This is a genomic window from cyanobacterium endosymbiont of Rhopalodia gibberula (genome assembly GCF_003574135.1).
Classification (GTDB): domain Bacteria; phylum Cyanobacteriota; class Cyanobacteriia; order Cyanobacteriales; family Microcystaceae; genus Rippkaea.
The window spans coordinates 2869856-2891738 of record NZ_AP018341.1; the positions used below are offsets into that span (position 1 = coordinate 2869856).

General features: G+C 36.2%; 16 protein-coding genes, 3 pseudogenes and 1 riboswitch. Of the genes and pseudogenes, 13 read left to right on the forward strand and 6 right to left on the reverse strand.

Annotated features, from left to right (window positions below):
• The first annotated feature begins 136 nt into the window (after positions 1–136).
• The 6 genes and pseudogenes from gshB (at position 137) to RGRSB_RS09345 (ending at position 3812) form a co-directional block, all read left to right on the forward strand.
• Positions 137–1096 (forward strand): glutathione synthase, encoded by a 960-nt coding sequence (gene gshB / locus RGRSB_RS09320; protein ID WP_119260812.1) that lies wholly within the window; start codon positions 137–139, stop codon positions 1094–1096.
• Between the two features lie 76 nt (positions 1097–1172).
• A complete protein-coding gene (locus RGRSB_RS10650; protein ID WP_232014517.1) occupies positions 1173–1271 on the forward strand; it encodes a DUF2499 domain-containing protein in 99 nt (32 codons plus the stop codon).
• A 93-nt stretch (positions 1272–1364) separates the two neighbouring features.
• Positions 1365–1592, forward strand: a pseudogene (locus RGRSB_RS10655) (DUF3593 domain-containing protein).
• Between the two features lie 234 nt (positions 1593–1826).
• Positions 1827–2705: a universal stress protein gene (locus tag RGRSB_RS09335; RefSeq protein ID WP_119260813.1), complete on the forward strand. Its 879-nt coding sequence runs from the start codon at positions 1827–1829 to the stop codon at positions 2703–2705.
• A 65-nt stretch (positions 2706–2770) separates the two neighbouring features.
• Complete coding sequence (locus RGRSB_RS09340; RefSeq protein ID WP_119260814.1) at positions 2771–3337, forward strand: DUF3611 family protein; 567 nt, start codon at positions 2771–2773, stop codon at positions 3335–3337.
• Between the two features lie 142 nt (positions 3338–3479).
• Complete coding sequence (locus tag RGRSB_RS09345) at positions 3480–3812, forward strand: DUF565 domain-containing protein (protein WP_119260815.1); 333 nt, start codon at positions 3480–3482, stop codon at positions 3810–3812.
• A 955-nt stretch (positions 3813–4767) separates the two neighbouring features.
• Here RGRSB_RS09345 and RGRSB_RS09350 read toward each other — a convergent pair.
• Positions 4768–5691: an ATP adenylyltransferase family protein gene (locus tag RGRSB_RS09350; RefSeq protein WP_232014518.1), complete on the reverse strand. Its 924-nt coding sequence runs from the start codon at positions 5689–5691 to the stop codon at positions 4768–4770.
• 316 nt (positions 5692–6007) lie between these two features.
• The gene (locus RGRSB_RS09355; protein WP_119260816.1) at positions 6008–6835 is read right to left on the reverse strand and encodes a Tab2/Atab2 family RNA-binding protein; all 828 of its coding nucleotides are present in this window, start codon (positions 6833–6835) and stop codon (positions 6008–6010) included.
• 157 nt (positions 6836–6992) lie between these two features.
• Here RGRSB_RS09355 and rimM point away from each other — a divergent pair, with 157 nt between their 5' ends.
• On the forward strand, positions 6993–7613 hold the full coding sequence (gene rimM, locus RGRSB_RS09360) for a ribosome maturation factor RimM (protein ID WP_119261036.1): 621 nt from the start codon (positions 6993–6995) through the stop codon (positions 7611–7613).
• 45 nt (positions 7614–7658) lie between these two features.
• On the opposite strand, the gene RGRSB_RS09365 is transcribed toward rimM, so the two are convergent.
• Positions 7659–8528: a shikimate dehydrogenase gene (locus tag RGRSB_RS09365; protein WP_119260817.1), complete on the reverse strand. Its 870-nt coding sequence runs from the start codon at positions 8526–8528 to the stop codon at positions 7659–7661.
• 20 nt (positions 8529–8548) lie between these two features.
• Positions 8549–9376, reverse strand: a complete 828-nt coding sequence (rsmA, locus tag RGRSB_RS09370) for a 16S rRNA (adenine(1518)-N(6)/adenine(1519)-N(6))-dimethyltransferase RsmA (protein ID WP_119260818.1) — start codon at positions 9374–9376, stop codon at positions 8549–8551.
• Positions 9377–10329: 953 nt separating this feature from the next.
• On the opposite strand from rsmA, the gene RGRSB_RS09375 reads away from it, so the two are divergent.
• The 4 genes from RGRSB_RS09375 (at position 10330) to RGRSB_RS09390 (ending at position 16907) form a co-directional block, all read left to right on the forward strand.
• The gene (locus tag RGRSB_RS09375; protein ID WP_119260819.1) at positions 10330–11292 is read left to right on the forward strand and encodes an NADH-quinone oxidoreductase subunit B family protein; all 963 of its coding nucleotides are present in this window, start codon (positions 10330–10332) and stop codon (positions 11290–11292) included.
• Positions 11293–11378: 86 nt separating this feature from the next.
• A complete protein-coding gene (locus RGRSB_RS09380; RefSeq protein WP_119260820.1) occupies positions 11379–12974 on the forward strand; it encodes a nickel-dependent hydrogenase large subunit in 1596 nt (531 codons plus the stop codon).
• 890 nt (positions 12975–13864) lie between these two features.
• Positions 13865–16390: a mannose-1-phosphate guanyltransferase gene (locus RGRSB_RS09385; protein ID WP_119261037.1), complete on the forward strand. Its 2526-nt coding sequence runs from the start codon at positions 13865–13867 to the stop codon at positions 16388–16390.
• A 28-nt stretch (positions 16391–16418) separates the two neighbouring features.
• Positions 16419–16907 (forward strand): single-stranded DNA-binding protein, encoded by a 489-nt coding sequence (locus RGRSB_RS09390; protein ID WP_420822995.1) that lies wholly within the window; start codon positions 16419–16421, stop codon positions 16905–16907.
• A gap of 408 nt (positions 16908–17315) precedes the next feature.
• On the opposite strand, the gene RGRSB_RS10255 is transcribed toward RGRSB_RS09390, so the two are convergent.
• The gene (locus RGRSB_RS10255; RefSeq protein ID WP_172582094.1) at positions 17316–17477 is read right to left on the reverse strand and encodes a hypothetical protein; all 162 of its coding nucleotides are present in this window, start codon (positions 17475–17477) and stop codon (positions 17316–17318) included.
• A gap of 35 nt (positions 17478–17512) precedes the next feature.
• Positions 17513–17577, reverse strand: a riboswitch (Glutamine riboswitch).
• 301 nt (positions 17578–17878) lie between these two features.
• Positions 17879–18295, reverse strand: a pseudogene (locus RGRSB_RS10660) (DedA family protein); the annotation flags it as partial.
• Positions 18296–18682: 387 nt separating this feature from the next.
• Here RGRSB_RS10660 and RGRSB_RS09400 point away from each other — a divergent pair.
• Both RGRSB_RS09400 and RGRSB_RS09405 read left to right on the forward strand, forming a co-directional pair.
• Positions 18683–19045 (forward strand): hypothetical protein, encoded by a 363-nt coding sequence (locus RGRSB_RS09400; protein ID WP_232014519.1) that lies wholly within the window; start codon positions 18683–18685, stop codon positions 19043–19045.
• 368 nt (positions 19046–19413) lie between these two features.
• Positions 19414–20502, forward strand: a pseudogene (locus RGRSB_RS09405) (transaldolase); the annotation flags it as partial.
• Between the last annotated feature and the right edge of the window lie 1381 nt (positions 20503–21883).

The following is a 21883-nucleotide window of genomic DNA, read 5'->3' on the forward strand; positions in this document are numbered from 1 at the left end:
AAAAACTAACTATCTTAATAATCCTCTCTTTTTTTAAAAGAGGTAATTGTTTCGTTGTTTATCATAAATTGTTGAAAACACTAACCTAATAGATGGCGATATCTTTAGTGCTCCCTATTCCCTATTTTCTGTACAAATGAAATTTGCTTTTGTTATTGATTCCCTACCTCAGTTAGATCCCGGTCACGACAGCACAGTAGCTATCATGGAAGCAGCCCAAACAGCTGGTCATGAAGTTTGGGTAACACAAGTCCATCAACTTAGTGTTATTGAAGGGAAGTCCTGGGCAATTTTATCTAAAGTTCAGTTAACCCCCGTTAAATTACAAGGTCAAAAGTGGGTAGCGGTTCCCAATTGGTATCAAATCTCGGAGACACTTTTAAAGTGTCTAGAAGACATGGATGTAATTTTCATGAGGAAAGACCCACCGGTTACCGTTCGCTATTTCTATGCTACCTACATTTTAGAGTTAATTAATCCTGAAAAAACTTTAGTGATTAATTCTCCTCAAGGATTACGCGAAGCTAATGAAAAAATGTACACTCTGCAGTTTTATTCAAAAATGCCAGAAACCATTGTCAGTTTAGATAAGACAATTATTCGTAAGTTTGTAGAAGAAAAACAATTAGCAATTCTCAAACCTTTGGGAGGAAAAGCAGGGGAAGGAATTTTACTGTTAGATTCTAGTGACCGCAATTTTAATTCTCTAATTGAAGTCAGTACTTTTTATGGGCAAGAAGCTGTGATGGTACAGCGTTTTATCCCTGAAGCAAAGGATGGGGATAAACGAATTATCCTCCTTAATGGTCAACCTATTGGGGCAGTTAATCGAATTCCGACAGGTAAAGAATTTCGGGGAAATATGGCCGTTGGAGGAAGAAGCGAAAAAACGGAAGTTACCTCCAGAGAATTAGAAATTTGTGAGGTTTTAGGTCCACGATTACGAAAAAACGGTTTGTATTTTGTTGGGATTGATGTTATCGGTGGTTATCTAACAGAAATCAACGTTACCAGTCCAACTGGTATTAGAGAGATTGATCGTCTGGATAACACTAATTTAGGAAAAAAAATAATTAATTGGCTAGAGACGAAATAATTATCAATATTGAGTGGATATCAGGAATCTATTTAATTTGAACTTATGGAGAAGTCACTAAAGATCATTATTGACGATGGCATCTTTAGGTATGTTACCTGCTTTATTGCGTGCCATGTGTACTTGTACTTGGTATTTTTTGCTCCCCTATTTTTCACTTTACAAGCAGTCATAACAGTTGTTGGTAATTGTACTTTTTCTGATGCTGTTTGATGGATTTAGCGTTGTTTTTGTCAAGATATCATAAATTGATGATCATTAATAGTTTATTGGTCATTTCGTTTTAGGGTTTTTGTGGTTTCTTACTCGTTCTCAAAAAACGCCGAAGTTAGCTTTTATGTACTTTTGACATTTGCAGCTATGATAATTCCGGCTGAAATTCATGCTGGAATCAGCTGTAAAGAAGCTCTTGGCTAAGATTAATTGATTACATGGTAGTGCAGAATCTTTTTTAAGTAACTCTAATATTTTAGTTATTTTGGGATTTTGTCAATAAATTGTTGAATACAAGAAAAATAATCGAGTCAACACTTAGTTGAACTGCAAGATTCGATTAATTATCATCCCTATGATAATTTTGGTAATTTTTTTGTTGAGAAAACTATCTAGATTTTGGATTACCGTTCGTGTATTTGTTTTCTTAAACTTTAATGTTCATAACGGCAATAGAACTATTTATTCTTGCTATAGTAGTCTCGAGTGGTTTGCTTCAAAATGAAGACCTTTCCTTATGTTCCATAACTGTTTAATTTGTACTGACTTCACCGACGGCTTACATCGCCTAGTTAACTTTATTCCCCCTCTAGCTAGTAGCGGACTCAAACGTATCGTATTTTTACACAGTATCTCGGTTTGGCAATCGGAAAAAGTTGCCCGGGTTGACGAAGACAAAATTGCTAAGGCAAAACAACTCCTTGCACCTTCCCTAGAAGAAGTTCCCGACGGTGTAGAAGTTAAAGTTGAAGTTCTCTCAGGACAACCCAAAGATGTAATTTTACGACTAATTGACACCTATGACATCGATATTGTGCTCACAGGGATGCCTATCCGCAGTGCAATAGAAGCAAAAATATTTGGAAGTCACACTCTAGAATTAGTTAAATCAACCTCAACACCTTTAATGATTTTACGTCCTCAGTTAATCTCCACTTATACTTGTGAAGAATTAGCCTTACGTTGTCAGCATATGTGGCGTTACTTGCTGATTCCCTACAATGGGGAACAATCTGGGGAATATTTGCTTGAAGAACTTAAAAATCATCTAGAAGACTATCCTGACAGTTCTTGTGAACAATGCTTGCTACTATGGGTGATTGATGATGGGGAACGCACGGAAGAAATTACAAAATATCATTACAGGGAAGCCCACGACAAACTAAACAAAGTCAAAGCAGAATTGGAAAAACTAAATGTAACCGTTAAAACTAAAGTTACCCAAGGAAACCCATTAGTAGAAATCCTCGATACTGCCTTAAACTTTGATATTAGCGCGATCGCTATTGCTTCCGATTATCGCAACACTATCTTAGAATGGACAAACCCCAGTTTAGCTAACGAGGTTCTTCGCCGTAGTTGGTTTCCGGTGTTGTTTTTTTCCCCTAAAAAATAAAATTTCTCTTTTGTCCTTTTCTCCCTTTTGAGTCAACAGTGCCTTGAAAAGATAATAACAGTCCCATGAACGACAACCGCAAAAACCCAGCAATTAGCAGTCCCTTACCTGAGGCTATGTTAGAAGCTTCTTCAACTTTAAAATGGTGGGGATGGCGTAGCTTTTGGATGCAAATTGTCCTCGGTATTATCTCTCTGTTAGCCCTTGGAACTGGTTCATTAGGGGAAGGAGAAAAAAACCCTGGTACGGGATTTGGTATATTTTTCGCTATTTGTGGGCTAGTCGTTCTCGGAATTAGCATTTATTTTTCCTTTCGTTATACCAAAATTGCTGATCTCTTGCAGAGTTCTGATCCAACCCATCGTCCAAAACGAACCGATACCGTCCAAGTGATTCGGTGGGGTTTAATTATTAACCTAATCGGAATGCTATTGTCGTTAGTTGGCACTCAATCTGTTGTCGGTAATGTTTTATTAAAATCCGTGAGACAGACTGGAGCAGTAAGAGGAGGCGCAGGATGTTTGGTGGTAGCGGCGGATATTTTTAGTATTCAAGCTAATTCAACGGCAGTCACCGCTCATTTTATAGGAATTGGGATCTCTTTATGGTTACTCAGTCGTATTACCAAATAGTACTTCGGGAAGGGTAAGGGAATTTTTCTTGGTATCTAAACAAAATTAATTGCCGGGTGGGTATTACCCACCAAAATGGTAATCATTATTCATATCATGGCTTTTGTCCAATGAATTATGAGTATTTACTTAAAAATCTACTATGCAAAGAACTCGATTAAATACTTTGTTTTATAATACTCAAATCCGTCTCAATCAATTATTTACTAATCCTTGGCGGCGTATTTCTTTAAGTTTAATGAGTCTTTTCTTTGGTTTTTTTGTTGGTCAAGCTGTTTCTACAACTGCAGGACAAGAAGCCTATTGGGATATTACAATTGCTGGATTTCTAATTTTATTTACAGAAACCATTAGTCGTATCGCTTATAGTCAGATACAAAAGTTAAAAAAAAATCTATGGCTTGACATTGTAAATATCTTTAAAATTGGCTTTGTCTATAGTCTCTATTTTGAAGCTTTAAAACTTGCTTCATAATCATAAAATTTTTTAAAAATTAAAATTAAATACAGCTACTTATGTGAGAATTATCTAACTTTGAATAAGCACAAGCTTTTGATATCATCCCCAAAAATATACTCGGAAAAATAATTATTCTAGGTTAGCTATGACAAAATCATAATCAACAAAAATCGAAAGTCTTGCCTTATAAGGTTTTCAAGATTTCAAGAATTTTATTCTTATAAAAATCAAGTTCTTGGGGTTATAGGATACAATCAGAATAAAAGTAGAAGAAGTTATTAACTTCTTCTACTTTATTATTTTTACTCTAGAAAAAACTAAAAAAATTAAGATAGAATCATATCTTCTCAAGGCTGTTAAAAATGAGGTTAAACAGTTGTGTTAATAGTTAGTATGGAAAGAAAAAATCCAAGTCGATCTTATTAAGATTAAGACGATTGTGGTTATCACTTAGTATTTTAATTAGTTCGGAATAAAAAAAATAAACATACTGTTACTTCAAAATTTTTTAAGGAAACAAGTAAGGGGAAAAATAACTTTGACTAAAGTTATTCAACTTTTAATCCCCTATTTTCATAAAAATTCACGTAGTAGAGAAAGGGAACAGAGTAGGATTTAAAATTATTAATCAAACAGATATTGTGTTATGTAAAGGGTAATTTATAAGAACATAAGTAGTTAATGAAAATAGATTTTATTATCTTAATTTAGAAGTAAAATCATAAACAATTGCTTTTAAAAAAATGGGAATAGATGACTCAGAGGATGAGTAATTTGTAGATTATTTTTTTGTAATTATTAAACCCATAATTATTTATTTAATTTTTAATAAAAATTTCTAAATAAATAGATTTAGCAATAGAAATATAGACTAACTATAATACTGAAAAAACTATTGACTAACTGTAAACTCTTTGCAGAAAATCTCAATAATAAACGTCTCTAATATTTATGTTCTAAAATAGATTTTTTATTTCTTATTTTTAGCGACATTTTGTAAAATAATCAGAGGAGTCAATTCTTTTAATTGTTCCATTTGTTTCTGATTTTTAACAAAGAATGTTCCAGCAAAACCTAAAGCATTGACTGGAATAGATTTGTAACTTGCTTGTGATCGCTCAATAATCATCATCCATTCCCGTGTAATCAAAAGATTATAGTCTACCGTCGGTTTCTCTTTGTTTAAAGGTAGATTAATAGCCATTAATAATTTATGATAATTTTCCAGAAAAATAAGGGCGTTTTGAAAATAATTTTTTCCAGTAGTAAGGTTGATTTTGATTAAAGCATGGCTAAAATTAAAACTAGATACAAATCCAATATCTTCTTGAAAGTCAATCTCTTTTATTATTGATTCAATTGGGATTTTTTCTACTTCAGAACTTAACGGAAAAGGAACTAATTGTAAATGTTTATGCTGTTGGCTTGCTCCCGAAAGCGTGCCACTATTATAGAATCCCAACCCATCAATCTGCAATAAACATTGACCTAAAGCAGCAAAATCATTTAAATCTAGCCAACTTTGTTGTTCTTCAAAAACACGAGTAGTAATTAGTAAATGGTAATCAAATACATTATATTTATTCAATAAACATACATGAGTATCTGAAAGGTTAGTGACAAATAAATCTTCTTCATAGGGAAGAAAAGGATCTACTTTTTCTTCTATCTTTTTACGTTGCTGAGTTTCTTTTTTCTGGGAAATTTCTTTTTGTAGAAAATTATCTAATATTTTAACTAAAAATCTAATATTAGCATCTTTTATGAATGCATAATTTGTTACAATAGATTGTAATGCACCACAGTTAATAGCATGATTTGTCTGAGTGATGACCTTTTCCCATAAATCTGTAGATTCAAACTCTTCTTTATCTAAATTCATACTTGTAGCCATTATGTGTGAAATTACTATGAAACTAGTACAGAACTTAATTAGTTTCTTGTTTGCTCAATATCACGTTACTGGTGAAACGATTTAACTGTTTATTAGTTAACGTACATAAAACTGATTTTAGTAAACCTACTAGGGTAAGCGACTCTTTCTAAAGCTTTCTTTGATCAAATAAACAAAATACTATACCCGTATAGGACAGCAGGGTATAAAAATACGATGGACATCTCGAGTAATTGTATATCACTTATCATTGAACTTTTATCTACCCTACAAAATATTTAAACTGGTCCACATTTTTTTTTCGACCAATAGTCTTTTAAATCTCTTCATGTCTTAATAACCAAAAACCGCTATAAGTCATCGCAGAATCATCTGGCTGAACAACTAAAAAATGTAATCCTTGGCTATCGTTTTTTCGTAATTCGTATTGTTGTGCCGCTTTAGCCATGTCTGAATCTTCAAAAGTGGCTAATATCCAGCGATCAACTAGATCTGATTCTAAAACTAACCCTCCCGATTTATCTACCTGAGTAGGAATATAGTTTAGGGCGACTGGTTTAACATCTACTAACCAACGGGCTAAATACATTGAGGTTCGACCGCCATAAATAATGATACCTGGAATCCTTACAGTGGAGGCAGGTTCTAAACTTATAGGAAGTAAAAGGTTAGGAATATCGGCAATAGGAATGGGGCAATCACTAAAAAACTCAATAAGACCTCCCCCAGGGAAAGTAACAAACTGCCATCTTTCTCCCCATAAATTCCTAGGAAGTGTTTGGGGAGGCGGTTGTTCTAATTTGACAGGATTAAAACTATTGTTAGTCCCTTGTTTTTTTAAAATTTCTTTAAGCTTGGGTGTTCGTCTTGTTGCTTCAATCTTTATACCAAACTTGTCTGCTGCTGCAATTAATAAGTTAACTGACTGAGGTCGGAAAACTTGAATTATATCAGGTATTTCTTGTTCAATAGCGGATTCTAATTTGGAAGATAGCCAACTTAAATTAGCTTCTTTTTGTTCACAAATAGCTTGATAAATTATTTTTCCTTGATCGTCACAAATTAATAGTTGCCATTGAAACTGATGTTCTCGATTTTGAAAAGGGGTTTTATAAAAATCTGCTTGCCACGTCTTTAAACTCATTGAATTGATTAAAAATAAAACTATTTGACTTTTTTGAAAGAAAAATTGCGACTCATTAGATGAGATTGTAGCATAAAGACTTATAATAAACATAATAAAAATATAGATACTATAGTAATATCAAAAGATGATTAAAAATGATTTAATATCAGAAAATATGAATGATTGGATAGAAATTGGAACAATTGTTGCACCGCAAGGATTACAAGGAGAATTAAGAGTCATTTCCAATTCAGATTTTTCAGAAAGATTTGAAGAACCAGGAACAAGATGGTTACAGTCTCCTCAAGAGTTGTGTCCTCAAGAAGTTGAGTTAGTGAGAGGTAGGTATATACCTGGAAGAAACCTATATGTCATTAAATTAGCCCAAGTGAAAGATCGTATCCAAGCTGAGGCGTTAAGGAATTATAAATTAGTAGTTCCTAGGAGCAATCGCCCAAAAATAAAAGAAGGAGAATATCATGTCTCAGATCTAATTAATCTAGAGGTTTATAATCAAAAAACAGGGGAACTAATTGGAAATATTACTGATATTTTATGGGCAGGCCATGATTTATTAGAAGTCAAACTGTATCATGAAAATGTTCAAAAAGAATCGGAGCTTTCTCAGTCTCCTCCAAAAATAATCCGCTGTCAAAAACAAAAAAATAAACCAAAAAAAGCTAAAATAGCTACTATTTTAATTCCCTTTGTATACGAAATTGTTCCTGTAGTTGACTTAGAAAATCAACGTATAGAAATCAATCCTCCAGTTGGGTTATTGGAATTAAACCAATAACCCTTCATAAAAAAGGATTAACCTTAGTCAAGTAATTATCAATTACTACTGGAGTTTTAAATAATCTCGCAAAGATTGATTCATAACATCAACAGGAACGGATTTTTGTAACCATAATTGTAGGGCTACTGCTCCTTGTCGGACTAACATCTCCAAGCCATCAATGGTTATTAACCCTTGTTGTTGTGCATTCTTGAGGAATTGAGTGGGATTAGGCGTATAAATCAGATCATAGGCAATCGCATTTTCTGGCATTCTAGCAAAAAGTATAGACTCTATAGGAGAGTCATCAATGTTAGGAAACATTCCAATGGGAGTGGTATTAATTAATAGTTCAGTTTTCTCTATTATATCTGACAATTTATCCCAGAAATAAACGTTTAAAGCGGCTGTAAGTTGAGTATTTTTCCAACTTTGTATAAACTGACATAACTTTTGTCGATCTCGCCCCACAATGTGAATTTGAATACATCCTAATTTGGCTAACCCTACTACTACCGCCCTAGCTGCGCCTCCATTTCCTAGAATAATTGGGGTTAGATTGGCCCAGTCTCGTTGTAATGATTGAAGAGGGGACAAAAAGCCATCTATATCAGTGTTAGTCCCTTTCCATCCTGTTTCGGTGCGCCAAACCGTGTTAACTGCACCTACCAATTTAGCCGTGGGAGTCACTTCCGATAGGAGAGGAATAATTGCTTGCTTGTGAGGACTAGTAACATTAAATCCTACGATTCCAACACTAGCGAATCCCGCAATTGCAGTGGTTAAATCTTGGGGTTTTATAGGAAAGGGGACATAGATATAATCTACTCCCAAATGACTAATTGCTGCATTGTGTATGACTGGGGATAAGGAATGTTTTACTGGATCACCAATAATGCCGAGTATTTTTGTTTTTCCGGTAATTCTTGACATATTTTCTAATAAATAGTTGTTTAGTTATTCCCATTGAGTGAAGTCCAATTGTTACTTAAAATGACCCATTGTTCTAAACTTAATTCTTCTGCGCGAGCTTGGGGATTGATATTTAATTGTTCTAAGAAAAAGATTAAGCTATCATCATCAATGATACTTTTCAAATTATTTCTTAACATTTTGCGGCGATTAGCAAATCCAACTTTAACTAGTGTCTCTAATTGTTGGGGATTAGTAACAGGAGTTTCTAGGGATTTAGGAGTCAAACGAATCACCCCAGAGTCTACTTTCGGGGGCGGATCAAAAGCTTTACTCGGAACATCACAAATATACTCACAATGAGCTAGATATTGTATCCCAACTGATAAAGCTCCGTAGGCTTTCGTTTTAGGTTTAGCTACAATACGTTGGGCAACTTCTTTTTGAATTAATAATACGATTGTATCATATGGGGGATAGTAGGGATTGGCAATGGTTCCAAGTAATCTTTCTAAGATGGGGGCAGTGATATTGTAGGGAATATTTGCTACTACCTTATTAAGGGGTTGAAATTTTGAAAATTGTTGTAATTGAGTGGTTAGATCTAGGGTTAATATATCTCCTTGTAATAATAGAAAATTCTTGATGTGTCCTAACTGTTTCGCTAATCGTTGACATAAATCTCGATCCAATTCGACCGCTACGGTAGACCCAACATTTGGGATGAGACGACGAGTTAAAATTCCGGTTCCTGGCCCAATTTCTAGGAGATGATCGTTACTCTGAAGTTGAGCAGCTTGTATTATCTTTGTTAAGACTTTTTCATCACGTAACCAGTGTTGTGCAAAACGTTTACGGGTTCTAAACATTATTTAACGTAAAAAGTTAGAAGTAGGAAGTTGGAACTCTCTGAGTCAGGAGGATAGCCAATTTCTATGTTGCCTATTGCCTTATTTTTAAAATAAATAATTGACTATTCATAATTCATATGACTGTCCTCAAATCAAAGAGACTCTATTCTACGACAGAATTAGCCGATGGTGTGGGATATTCTGAACCAGTAATCGCGGCTAATATTCTTGTTCTTTATTTATTAGTATTCCTTTACCTATGTAGAGAGATCAGCGGGAATTGTGCTAATGATTGGGAAAATCCCAGATGCTATCAATAATCTGATTTTAGTGGTTTTCAGTGATCGTACTCGTCTTCTCTAAAATTGTTATTTACCTTAGGTGTTAGGATAAATTTTACCCTTCGCTTTCCCATCCAATTCACAATTGCCCATCTTTTGTCTTAAAAAAAAGATTACTTTTAATCAATAGTCATTGTTTATTTATTATGTCTCGATCAAGATTTTATTTAATACGCCTACACAGGGGTTAATTTAACCTAAACTGCCTTAATCCAAGAATTAATCCAACATTATAATGAATACACAAGTTTAAATAATTTTTTACTTACTTTTTCTATTGAGGGCAATATTTCCTAATAAATGCTTTTAATCAGAAATACAAAGATTTACAAAGGCAACCCAATGAGAACATATATACTCCATAATTTTTCTTAGCTATAGATCGAGCGCTTTATTAGTCTGTGATTCAGGAAGTTAAAGTAACAGCCAATAAACAAGTTAAACCTCAAAAATGACTGTTTATGAACAAACAGTTATGCATAAGATGAGAGAAGATTTACTTTTTGTTAAGATACTGAGATTGGCAAAAGAAATATGGTGCATAATTCTGTAATGCTAGCTTATCAAAAGCTAAGCTTAGAATTAATTGAATTGTGAAATAAAATTAAAAACATCAGGACATAACTGCTCATGACTAATGTTCTCTGGCTTCAGGGTGGTGCCTGCAGTGGGAATACTATATCTTTTCTCAACGCAGAAGAGCCTACTCTTGTAGACCTAGTTACGGATTTTGATATCAATATTCTCTGGCATCCCTCCCTAGGACTAGAATTAGGGGATAGCTTGCAACAACTCCTAAATGACTGTATTAGTGGGAAAATTGCTGTTGATATACTTGTGTTTGAGGGAACTGTTGTCAACGCCCCTCATGGAAGTGGAGAGTGGAACCGGTTTGCTGGCCGTCCTATGAAAAACTGGTTAGCAGACTTGTCTAAGGTTGCAGGGTTCGTAGTTGCAGTAGGGGACTGTGCCACCTATGGCGGTATTCCTGCTATGGCCCCCAACCCTAGCGAGTCGGTTGGACTCCAGTTTCTCAAGCGCAAAAAAGGGGGAGCTTTAGGAGTTGAATACCGTTCTCAAGCGGGCTTACCTGTCATTAATATTCCAGGTTGTCCAGCCCATCCCGACTGGATTTCTCAAATCCTAGTCGCGGTGGCCACAGGACGAGTAGGAGATATCACTCTCGATAAATTCCATCGTCCCGAAACTTTTTTTAAGTCCTTTACCCAGACGGGTTGCACTCGTAATATGCATTTCAACTATAAATCGAGTACCCAGGAATTTGGACAGCGCACCGGATGTCTTTTCTATGACATGGGCTGTCGTGGACCTATGACTCATTCTCCTTGTAATAGAATCTTATGGAATAGAGTTTCCTCCAAAACTCGTGTTGGAATGCCGTGTTTAGGGTGTACCGAACCTGAGTTCCCCTTCTATGATTTGAAACCAGGAACAGTGTTTAAGACTCGAACAGTCATGGGCGTTCCCAAGGACTTACCCCCGCAAGTTAACAAGAAAGATTATGCCGTAATGACAGTTATGGCTAAAAATACTAGTCCGTCTTGGGCTGATGATGATATGTTCATTGTCTAAAGTTTTCTTTAGAGTCGCTCTATGAGCTTAGCTTTAAGCTCGTGTTAGCTAAATGCCAATTAATTAAATTTTCTCAGGAAGCGAATATGGCAATTAAAACATTAGAACTGTCTCCTGTTGGAAGAGTTGAAGGAGATTTGGATGTACGTGTAGATATTGAGGACGGAAGGGTAGTTAATGCCTGGACTAAAGCGGAATTGTTTCGGGGATTTGAGGTGATTTTAAAAGGAAAAGATCCTCAGTCCGGCTTGATTGTTACTCCTCGTATCTGCGGAATTTGCGGGGCATCTCACCTCACTTGCGCTTCTTGGGCTTTGGACACAATCTGGAAAACCGAAGTTCCCCGTAACGCTATTTTAGCCAGAAATTTAGGGCAATTAGTAGAAACTATTCAAAGTCATCCCCGGCATTTTTATGCTCTTTATGCAATTGACTTAACCAACAAAAAATATAAAAATAGTCCTTTCTACGAAGAAGCCTGTAAACGTTTTAGTGCATTTACTGGAACATCGTATGAATTAGCTATTACTATCTCAGCTAAACCAGTAGAATTGTATGCCCTCTTTGGCGGACAATGGCCTCATTCTAGCTATATGGTTCCTGGAGGCGTAATGTGTGCGCCAACTCTAACAGATGTTACACGGGGTTGGGGCATCATGGAGTATTTTCGTACTAACTGGTTAGAACCAGTTTGGTTAGGATGTTCTTTAGAACGCTATGAAAGAATTAAAACCTACGAAGATTTCCTAGAATGGTTAGAGGAGAGTCCCAATCATGCTAATTCTGACCTTGGTTTCTATTGGAGAATGGGCATAGACATTGGTTTAGATAAATATGGTCAAGGCCCTGGACGTTATCTTACCTGGGGTTATCTCCCCCACGAAGATAGATATCAAAAACCCACCATCGAAAGTCGCAATGCTGCGGTCATTATGAAAGCAGGTGTTTATGATAGCTTTACTGATACCCATCGTATGGTAGACCATACCTTTGCTCGTGAGAATACAAGTCATGCGTGGTATGAAGAAGGAACCTCTGATGTTCATCCATTCTATCGTGAAACTAGACCAAAAGAAAAAAATACAGGGGATTATGAGAATAAATACTCCTGGGCAACTGCAGTAAGTCACAAAGATTTAGGTCGGATGGAAGTGGGGTCTCTGGCACGTCAGTTAGTCGCAGGCGGTACAAAGGGGGAAAGCTTCCAACATTATGATGGATTAATCCTCGATATGTTCAAAAAGATGGGTGGACCCAGCATTCACTTACGAGAGTTTGCACGGATGCACGAATCTGTTAAATTGTATCGTGAAGTAGAACGGTGTTTACGAGAATTTAAACTCAATGAACCCTGGTATATCAAACCGACTCCCAAAGATGGTCGGGGTTGGGGTGGGACCGAAGCCAGTCGTGGTGCACTATGTCACTGGGTTGAAGTAGAAAACGGTAAAATCAAGAACTATCAAGTCATTGCTCCTACTACTTGGAATGTAGGTCCCAGAGACGGAAAGAATGTCCGTGGACCTATTGAGGAAGCGTTGATAGGTATTCCTATCGAAGATTCCACAAACCCTGTTGAAGTTGGTCATGTAGCCCGTTCGTTTGATTCTTGTTTAGTATGCACGGTACACGCTCATGATGCGAAAACAGGGAAAGAATTAGCACGGTTTAGAACTTCTTAGTAAAGGCTCACACTCCCGTAGATAGCTAGTAGGTGCCTTAGACCGGTCTAAGGCACCTACTAGCTATCTACGGTATATGTAAATCTAAGTTCACATTCCAATTAGGAATAATATTTATCTAATCTACCTCACTCCCAACTAAACATAACAAACTTCCTTGAAAGTGTCCTGAGAAAAGTGACTTCCCTCATAGTCATACCTTGTTCGGCGACAGAATCTATTGTTTCCCTTGTTTATAACAAAATTATATATATTGGCTTTTATTAATTTTACTTTGATGTATAAAGATGTAAAATGAGACATGATTAATAGTGCAATGTAAAAGACAACTCATGAGTTGCTCGTATTCAGAAGTTTTCACAGAAAAATTTCTGAATACGAGCGGGTTCGCGGTATGATTACACCAGCGTGTTAGGAGATTGTATTGAAAACTCGCAAAGTTTTCCTGTGGTGTTAGACTGTTTTATGGTTCTACTTGGTCCACCACTAAAAATAAATGAAATGGCAAGAACTGGTTTTTTATCTAAAAAATCAGTTCTTTGGGGTCCTTATCCTTTCTCATGAGGGGGATTCTAAGACGAGTTTGTTAATTAGAATCCTAAAACAAGCCATTTTTGATAAATAATGATTAGAAGGATCTATAGAAAAATATTAAAGTTTTTTAGTGGATGGGTGACAGTAAGTTTTTCGATTGATCATCATTGTTTAGCATATCGTACACCAACCTTTAATATTTTGTCCATACATAGGCTTTCACAGGGTAATGAATTCGATGATTGAACAAAGAGTGAGACGATAACCAGATAAGATTGAAACAGACTCAACAGTTAAGATATTTGCGACCATTGAGTTGAGTGACTCTAAAAAAACAATACGGAGAAGGAGGACTTATGCGTGCAGTGCTAATGGCTGGGGGATCAGGAACTCGGTTACGACCCCTAACTTGCGATCTGCCTAAGCCAATGGTTCCCATCCTAAATCGACCCATTGCCGAACATATCATTAATTTATTAAAACGCAATAACATTCGAGAAGTCATTGCCACGCTCTACTATCTCCCGGATGTAATGCGGGACTACTTCCAAGATGGCAGTGATTTTGGGGTAGAAATGACCTACGCGGTAGAAGATGATCAACCACTAGGAACAGCGGGTTGTGTCAAAAATATTGAAGAACTCCTTGATGATACTTTTGTAGTGATTAGTGGAGATAGTATCACAGATTTTGATCTCCAAAAGGCGATAACTTTTCATAAACAAAAAAAATCTAAAGCCACCCTAGTCCTGACCCGCGTTCCTAACCCCGTTGAATTTGGAGTAGTCATTATCGATAAAGACCAACGAATTAACCGTTTTTTAGAAAAACCTTCCACTAGCGAAATTTTCTCGGATACCGTCAACACTGGAACCTATATCCTAGAACCTGAAGTTCTACAATACCTTCCTGATAATGAAGAATCGGACTTTTCTAAAGATCTCTTTCCGCTTCTCCTCGAAAAAAGTGAACCCATATACGGGTTTATCGCCGAGGGATACTGGTGTGATGTTGGAAATTTAGAAACTTATCGGCAAGCTCAATATGATGCTCTAGAAGGAAAAGTGATTTTAGATTTTGCCTATGAAGAGACATCCCCTGGATTTTGGTTAGGACAAAATACTCATATTGACCCCACGGCCAAAATTACTTCCCCCGTCCTTATCGGTCACAATTGTCGCATTGGTCCGGAGGTCGTTATAGAAAAAGGAAGTGTGATCGGCGATAATGTCACCGTTGGCGCAGGGGCAGACCTAAAACGTCCCATTTTGTGGAATGGAGTTACCATTGGAGACGAATCTTATCTAGCTGCCTGTGTCATTGCCAGAGGAACACGGGTTGATCGGCGTGCCCAAATCCTAGAAGGGGCGGTGGTGGGTGCCTTGTCCACGATTGGAGAAGAAGCCCAGATTAGCTCAAGTGTTCGTGTTTGGCCTAGCAAACGCATCGAATCGGGAGCTATCTTGAATATCAATTTGATTTGGGGCAATATAGCCCATCGCAATTTATTTGGTCAAAGAGGTGTAACAGGACTAGCCAACATCGATATTACCCCTGAATTTGCTGTTAAATTAGGGGCAGCCTACGGTTCAACCTTAAAACTTGGTTCTCAGGTCGTCGTCTCCCGTGACCAGCGTAGTGTCTCTCGTATGGTTAGCCGTTCTTTGATTGCTGGTTTGATGTCTGTGGGTATCGATATTCAAAACCTAGAAGCTACAGCCATTCCCATTACCCGTATTCTCACCCCGAAATTAGGGGTTACTGGCGGAGTTCATCTACGGGCTCATCCAGATCGCCCTGATCATATCCTCATTGAATTTTTTGATGAACAGGGGATTAATATCTCTAAATCTAAGGAAAAGAAAATTGAAGGAGCTTATCTTAAAGAAGACCTACGACGGGTAGGAATCTCGGAGATTGGTGATATGTCTTACCCCGCTCAAATTATTGAAAACTATCGCAACACTTTTGAAACCCAACTCAATGTAGAGGCACTTCGCCATAGTGGATCGAAAGTTGTTATTGACTATGTTTACGGGGTTTCAGGAGCTATTCTACCCCAACTATTGACGAAGTTTGGCTGTGATGCAGTGGTTTTGAATGCCAGTTTACGACAAACCTCGGTCTCTAACGAAGAACGAGAAGCCTTGTTACACCAACTAGGCCAAGTGGTGGAAGCAGTTACAGCTAATTTAGGAGTTCAGGTAACTGCCAATGGGGAGCAGTTTATCCTGGTGGATGAGTCAGGATTACCCATTCGCGGAGAACTGCTTACAGCATTGATGGTGAATACTATTTTTACTGCCTCTCCTCGTAGTACTGTGGTGGTCCCGGTAGAAGCATCTAGTGCCGTCGAACAAATTGCCCGCCGCCATGATGGTAAAGTGATTCGCACTAAAGCCAACCCCACCGCTTTGATGGAAGCGTCTCAAACTAACCCTAATGTGTCTTTGGGGGGAAGTGGGGATATGGGCTTTATTTTTCCTCAACTACACCCAGGATTTGATGCAATGTTCGGTATTGCTAAATTAATAGAAATGTTGACCATTCAAGAGCGATCACTAGTACAAATTCGAGCTGAATTACCACGAGTATGCCATAAATCCTATTCAGTTCGCTGTCCTTGGAAAGTTAAAGGATCTTTGATGCGTTATCTAGTGGAAAATCACTCTCCAGAACAGCTAGAATTGATTGACGGAGTAAAAGTTATTAATCCTCAAAACGATAATTGGGTTCTTATTCTACCGGATGCAGAAGAACCTGTAGTTCACATTTTTGCTAATAGTGATGATCGTGAATGGGTAGATACGTCTATCAAAGATTACCGTCAAAAAGTTCAAAATTTTGTTGAGCAAGAACAAGGAGAAACAGTCAGTATGTAACAAATAAAAATAAGTTCAATAAAAATTCATGCTGATGATTAACGATAGTTTAGGAGTTGATTCGATGAATAGTTGTGTTTTAATGATTAAAGTAATCCGTCCCCCAGAATTACGTTATACTCAAGACGATAAAACCCCGATTGCTCAAATGTTAGCAGAGTTTACAGGGCGACGCCCAGAAGCTTCAACTTCCACCATAAAAGTGATTGGATGGGGTAGTTTAGCGACCCAAATGCAAAATACCTACAAAGAAGGTGATTGCCTGATTATTGAAGGTCGTCTCTCGATGAGTACCCTTGACCGTCCTGAAGGATTTAAGGAAAAACGGGTCGAGTTGGTTGCTTCCCATATTTATCCCTTAGATAGTTATTCCACTTCTCCAAGCCCTTTTACTTCTGAGGATAATGTTGTTTCTAGGGATTCTTCTCAATCTTCTACCTATCCCGAATCGGATCAGCCTTTCCCTACTCCTACCTTAACCCCTCTTCATGGAGAAGAAGATCCAATTCCTTTTTAAGGATTGGCTAACTTCCTCAAGATCATTGAACTTAAGGTGGGCGTTGCCCACCAAGATTGCAACATTCTGATTCTTATAGCAACTCCATACTTTATGAGAACTTGGCGCAAGACTTTCCGATTTGCATGAGGCAGTATTGATGTCTGTCACTAAAGGGCAAAATCACCGTGATAACACTTTTCAGCTTAGAAGTTGCCAAACAACAATATATTACCTTGTTGTTTGGCAACTTCTAAGCTTTACTTAAAAATCCCTAACATATTTGTGCAGTTAATTTGTGTAATGTCTTGTTAATTGTTAATAGTCACAATCTATTTTTTTCTGTCGTGAGCATCTAGAGTAAATTAGTGGGGAGTCATTTGTGAGAATCAACAACTGTCGATTCTCACATTAGCTATGGGTTGACTGTTAAATATCCGTTCCTACTTCGGACGCTAGTCTGTATCGCATAGAAAGTTGGCGATTTTGTTGCTTTCGGCGGTCCTGGCTGATCAGAAAACGCAATTGTTCCGCAACAGACAGCAAGCTATCTTTGGACTTAAAACTAAGACAATTATTATGAGATTTCATGTCGCCTCCTTCAAATTCGTTGAGTTATCGAATGAGGCGCGTTCCTTCAGAAGCTCTCACAACTTCTTACTTCCGTCTACCAAGTAGGCAGATGAACGATTTATCCTATCACTTAATAGCTTACCAAGTTTTTCCGAAAAATGACTAACATAAAGTAGGTTCGAAAGAAACTCATGAAGAGATAGGACAGTAACTTCAAATGTTAAAAACAGAATTTATTAAGGTCTAGTGCTACAAATGTAAAAAGTTATCTCGATACTTACCAAATATTTTGGTAAGTATCGAGATAACTTTCATCAAAGATTTGGAAAAAATAACAGTGCTGTTCCATAATTGAAAGCATCTATTGTGGCAAAGTATTCCCTAATATAATAAGCAGCAGTCGTTTTCTGGAGGCTATAATAAGGCATTTTAGTAATCCCCGTCATGGGTCCATCAAAAATTCGTAACAACGCTATAAAATGTCCAAAAAATACAGCAACCACCGCATTATCACTAAATTGTGTTTCTGCTTCCTCTGATTTTTTTTGAGGAGTTCTAAACAAACGCCTAAATACTGATAAAACTGCCCAACCTCCTAACCGACCAATCCAATAGCCAAAATTATCGCCGAGAACCGCTCCTGCAGTTGCTATGCCTACCATTGTCTAATAATTTAAATTTCCACTTCCAGCTAGGACTCCTCCGATAATGATAATAGTCTCCCCAGGAATGGGAATTCCTGCATTCTCTGAGGTAATACCGATAAACACTGCCCAGTAACCATATTGACGCGCAATTTCTTGTATGTTATCCAGCGACAACAGTCCCACAATCATCTATCTTTAACATTACCAAAGTCAACTCCACATTTAAATATCTTGATGCACTTTCGAAAAAAGTGTCAATTATTTGTACTGAACATTCTTTACGATCCAACCTCAAAGATGGAGTAACAAAAGATTAATGATACAACGTCACATACACTTGAGAAGGCTCATAATCGAGTTGCCTAGTCTCATTCTGTAACTTACGATACGAATAAAAACTTTATAAGGCAATTGCTAGGGAACTTTTATACAAAACAAAGTAGAATACACTGCAATTCCTGACTTTTCACTAAAATTGTTGGATTTTTATAGAAAAGTTCTGTTAGAGAAAGAAAGTAGATGAAAGCTATCAAAAAACTCTATTGGTGTTGCTTTCTGATGGACTGGCTATGATTTTTGGAATGTACTCAGCAACCCATCTCTTCTGTTACTTTATCAGCTCAATTAGCTAACCCTGTAGAAACCTTCGAACTAATGATTCCCCAAAGTGAACTTCCAACAACAGTAATGAATGCAGTCCGTCAGAAAGCGTCGAACCTCATTGAAATAGAAACCTCGATCCTAGAAATCGAAGTGTATGAAGCCAAGACTTGGCCAGATAGTTGTTTAGGACTAGCCAGACCGGATGAATTTTGTACTCAAGCGTTGGTTGAAGGATGGAGGGTCGTCATGACAAATGGTTCCAAAACTTGGGTTTATCGTACTAATGGAGATGGCAGAGTAATTCGTTTAGAATCTCAACCGCGATATTCCTCCTAACGAATCGCGCAAGCGTACGGCGTAAGCTTTTCTACCCCGAAAGTTAAGACTTTATTGCTTCATCGCTCTTTTCTAGATAGACAATGTTGCTTTCATCTACCCTATCTAGATACCTCCACAATGCGGATATCTCCTCTAGTTTCGATGCATCCAACTAGTTTATAATAAAGGCCTCCCGCGCAGAAGCTCAATTATTTCAACAATCATTAGAACTTCCTGAAATTAACTCCTGTAGAAGGGTTGCCCCTGATAAGGTTATAGGAAGTAGAAGGGTTGCCCCTGATAGAGTTATGGCAAATAATACTGTTAACCTTTATTTAGCTTTCACTGGCTAACTTAAAAATCCATTAGGCGTCTCATAAGGAGCAATTATGACTAGTTTACTTGAACAATTACGTGAATTTACTATTGTTGTCGCTGATACAGGAGATATTCAAGCTATTGAAACCTTTACGCCCCGCGATGCTACCACTAACCCTTCATTGATTACGGCGGCAGCTCAAATGCCTCAATATCAGGGAATTGTGGATGATACCCTCAAACAGGCACGGACAGAATTAGGCAAAGATGTGTCAGCTTCTGATGTTGCTACGTTAGCTTTTGATCGCCTAGCAGTTTCCTTTGGTTTGAAAATTCTTAAAATTATTCCTGGACGGGTGTCCACTGAAGTAGATGCTCGTCTATCTTATGATACTGAAGCAACTCTAGAAAAAGCTCGCTATTTAATTTCTGAGTATGAAGCTAATGGAGTCTCACGTGATCGCATCTTGATTAAGATTGCGTCTACTTGGGAAGGAATTAAAGCCGCAGAAATCCTAGAAAAAGAAGGTATTCACTGTAACTTAACCCTGTTGTTTGGAATTCACCAGGCTATTGCTTGTGCAGAAGCAGGTATTACCCTAATTTCTCCCTTTGTGGGACGTATTCTTGACTGGTACAAAAAAGAAACGGGAAAAGAATATGCCCCCACTGAAGATCCCGGGGTACTTTCAGTGACCAAAATCTATAACTATTACAAGAAATTTGGCTACAAAACTGAAGTCATGGGAGCGAGTTTCCGTAATATGGGAGAAATTTCTGAGTTAGCAGGCTGTGATTTATTGACTATTTCTCCCAAACTTTTGGAACAATTACAGTCCACAGAAGCTGAATTGCCTCGAAAACTAAATCCAGAAGTTGCAGCTAAAATGAAGATGGAGAAAATCTCTGTTGATCGAGCTACCTTTGACAAAATGCATCAAGAAAACAAGATGGCTTTTGATAAGCTCGATGAAGGAATTAAGGGTTTTACAGAGGCATTAGAAGCCTTAGAAGAGTTGTTAAAAAAACGCTTAGCCTGTCTTGAAGGTGAATAAAAAGTCTGCCATGCTGCGGTTAATATTTTCTGTAATTTTGACTTAGATGGAGATAGTTTTATTACCCGTGAGAAATGGGCGATAGTCGGCTGTTTGTTTAATTTGAATCTAAGTCTATTTTTGGAGTTCACTCAGTTGGGGTGCGTTACAATCGAAGTAGCGCGCCTTTGTTATTATTAAAATTGCTTCCTAGTTGATTTTAATAAATTAAATTATAGATGATCCAGAATACTAGAAAGCAAAAATTATAATGTAATAATAAACCATATAAATTATTAGTTATAACAAACTTTTTCTTTTTTCAAAGAAAAATCTAAATACTTAAAATAAAATTAATTATGTTGATTAACAGAAAAAAAGGTGTGATTAATTTGATTAGAAAAATTTCAAACAAATCGATTTTATTGATAAAACTAGAGAAATATTTTAAAGTAAAAAACGAATAATATTGAGGAAACTCTATATCTAGAGTTTCCAATTAAAAAGACAGTTTAACAAAGTCATAAAATTTATATATTGTTAGTTACTGAATAGCATGGAATAATTTTTTTAAATAAATTTATAGAAATAATTAATACTGATATTGATATTAAGGATATTTAAAGTTACACTTTAAATAAGTAATAATTTAATTTTTTTTAGTATAAATAACTATTCCAAAGGTTAAATTTTATTAAAAATAATAAATATTATAAATTATGCAACATCTTGAAATTAACTTATCTATATATTAGGTACTAATAATTATTTTATTTTGATTAAAAATTAGGAATTAAGTTTTTTAAAAAGTAAATCAAGTTATACAAACAGCTGTAAATATCTTCCAAAAGAATTTTAAAAGTTGTGTTAAATTAGAAAATATCTAAAGAGATAAAATCAAAAAGATTGGAAGAATCTATTGCAAATTTAAATGCCACACAAAATGCGGCAGGTCTAGGAAAACCAATTTTTTTGGACCTGTTAGATAAAAATTCCAAGTATAATTAAATTTTAAATATAAAAAAATTACTATTACTCATTAGTGCAATATTTACTAGACAATTTATGATTTAATTCTGAAAATTGTATATTTTTGTGCCAAGTCTTTATTAAGAAAAAACGATTTATAGTAGTCAATAAAATATCATAATTATGATTGATTAAATTTTTAAAATTATGATATTATTTAAATAATTAACGGTAAGTAACTACAATTTCTGTATAGATATCTAGGAACTTAACTAACTTCTGATAGACTAGTTTTTTGAAACTTTATTATTTATGAAATTTTCAAAATCAATCTACAATTAATAAACAAAATAAAATATATACAAATATTTTATACAAAGAAATTCTGGCTGTATCGATAATATTTGATTATTATAAGTTTTCGCAAAAAATTACTTATTTTAAATTTATTCTCACTTTTTAAAAAAAAATAAATAATAAAGTAAAATCACCGTATTACTAACTATATATAGTCTATTTTTATCCAGTATTTTAC